The organism is Okeania sp., assembly GCF_983059655.1.
This window is the reverse complement of the sequence record NZ_CEZPJD010000978.1, coordinates 1-2,587: the sequence shown is the minus strand read 5'-3', so window position 1 is coordinate 2,587 and position 2,587 is coordinate 1. Positions and strand designations below refer to the sequence as shown.

General features: G+C 38.8%; 1 protein-coding gene. It reads right to left on the bottom strand.

Annotation, left to right across the window (positions count from 1 at the left end; all coding sequences use genetic code 11):
* The coding region (locus AC3DU7_RS30840; RefSeq protein ID WP_488043050.1) for a WD40 repeat domain-containing protein at positions 1-2,587 on the bottom strand (2,587 nt) is incomplete at both ends.

Sequence of the window (2,587 nt, the reverse complement as noted above, 5' to 3'; positions counted from 1 at the left end):
GGATGAGTAATAAAATAATCTTGAAGCCAATCACAAGAACCTTTTAACAAATCATTTAATCCTTTCATGCGCCACAACTGTAAATTATTATCCACCAAAGTTGCCACATATTTACCATCCAAACTTAAAGCCTTAGCATTCTCAAGTTGAGCTAATTGGCGTCCAGTAATATCCCAAATTCTTACCATTCCATCTTTTCCCATACTAGCCACCTGTTCCCCATCTGCACTAAAGGTCAAATTACTCACACTACCTATGTGCCCCTTCAGCTCTGCAATTTGATTGCCCGAAAAATCCCAAATTTTGACTACCCCATTACTGTCTCCCGTCACTATATACTTTCCATATGGACTAAAAGCCATACTCTCAATCCAACTGGAAATAACTTTTAATTCTGACACAAGCTGAAAAGAACTATCCCAGATTTTGGCAATACCATCCTCTCCAGCAGTACCAATATATTGCCCATCTGGACTAAAAACCACATCCAACACCCGACCATTATGCCCTTTTAACTCAGCCAACTGTTGACCAGAATTATTCCAAATGCGGGCAACACCATCTTCTCCTACGGTTGCTAAACGTTGTCCATCTGGACTAAAACCAATTTGCTTTGCTCTCCCTTTTTTACCTTTTAGCTCTATCAACTCTTCTCCTGAAATCTTCCAAATTCTCCCCTGACCACTATCTCCCGCAGTAGCTAGACGTTGACCATCAGGACTAAAACTCATATCCCCAAACATTCCTAGATATCCATTGAATTGAGCTAAAGGCTTTCCCGAAATATCCCAGATTCGGGCGGTACCATCAACCGCTGCTGTTGCTAATTTCTGACTATTAGGACTAAAACTTACTGACCCAAAAATATCAGAGTCTCCCTGAAGAGTTGTCTCGTGATTACCTTCTAGTTCCCAAATTCTACCCGTACCATCCTCCCCCAAAGTTAATAGTCGTTGTCCATCAGCATTAAAGTTAACCTCCCAAACCCTGCCTTGATGTCCTCTGAGATTGGCTAACAAATTACCATTACTGTTCCAAATTTTCACACTACCGTCACTACCTGCTGTAGCTAAACGTTCACCATCCGGACTAAAACTAACACTAGTAACAATTCCTTGATGCCCAGGAAGTTTTGATAATACTTGGCCTGAAGTATCCCAGATAGCGACTGCTCCATCTTCTCCTGCTGTAGCCAAGCTTTTGCTATCTGGACTAAAGCTAACATTCCAGACCCCCCCTTCACCTCCCTTAAGTTTGGTTAGTAGTTTACCGGAACTACGTCGCCAAACCCTAATTGTGCCATCCCATCCAGCAGTTGCTAAACGTTGACCATCTGGACTGAATATTACTTTTTCGACGCTACCTTTATGTCCCCTTAGCCTGGCTAACTGTCCGCCGAATCTATTCCAAATTCTCGCGGTCCCATCCCATCCAGCAGTTGCTATATATTTACCATTAGGGCTAAATGTGACATCTAAGATTCGACCTCGATGTTTTTTGAGAATTGCTATTTTCTTGCCTGATATATTCCAAATTCTTGCAGTGCCATCTTCTCCTGCTGTAGCTATATATTTACCATCAGGACTGAAAGTAATTTGCCAAATTTGGCCTTTATGGCCTGTTAGTTCTACTTGCTGCTTACCCAGAAAATCCCAGATTCTAGCTGTACCATCATCTCCTGCTGTAGCTAAAATATTTCCTTTTGGTGAAAATTTAACGTGAGAAACTTTGCCCTGATGTCCTATTAATTGGGCTACAGACTGACCTGAGAATTTGAGGATTTTAGCTGTACCATCATTGTTAACTGTGGCGAGTAATTGGCCATCAGGACTCATGGTAATTTTTTTGATGTTGGGAATTTGATTTTTCTCGTGAATATTGTTGAGGATTTGTTGTAAGGCAAATATGGGACTTGTAGCTGGGTAATATTGAAGTGGGCGATCGCCCACAACTAATTCTTTTAGTTCTTTTCCAACTTTCATTGCTGATAGTAATGCTTCTATTTCTGCAATTTCAAATTTTCTTAAAGCACTAATTCCTTTGCGTTCTAGTTTTGTACCTTCTTGTGCTTCTTGAAGTTCGTATTTTGCTTTTTCTAGCTGATATTCTGCTCTTTGAAGTTGATTTTGTGTTTCTTGAAAAAGTTTAGTTGCCCAAGCAACTACTGTCATCGCTGTTATTGTTATTACTGATACTATAAATAAACCTGTAACTCCTAGTTTCAGTTTATTCTGCTGATTTGAAGATGTTTTTACTTTTTTCCGAATTATCTGTTTTTTCTGAACTTTATTATTAATTTTTTGTGCTGGTATCTCTACTTGTTTCTGTTGTGGCTGAAGTTGAATATTGTTGGAATTATTCTGATTTTTATTTACTGCAATTTCTCCTAAATCCAGTTGTGGTTGAACCTGAATTTCATTGAGATTTTGATGGTTATCATTGTTATTAGTAATCAGATTTTTTTGTACTGGTATCTCCTCTGGTATCATTAAGCCATTACTATTTATTGGGATAGTTTCTGTAACTTCAAGATTAGAAAAATTAGGTACCATTAGAGATATTTTTTCCCGTTCATCTAACTCTAAAA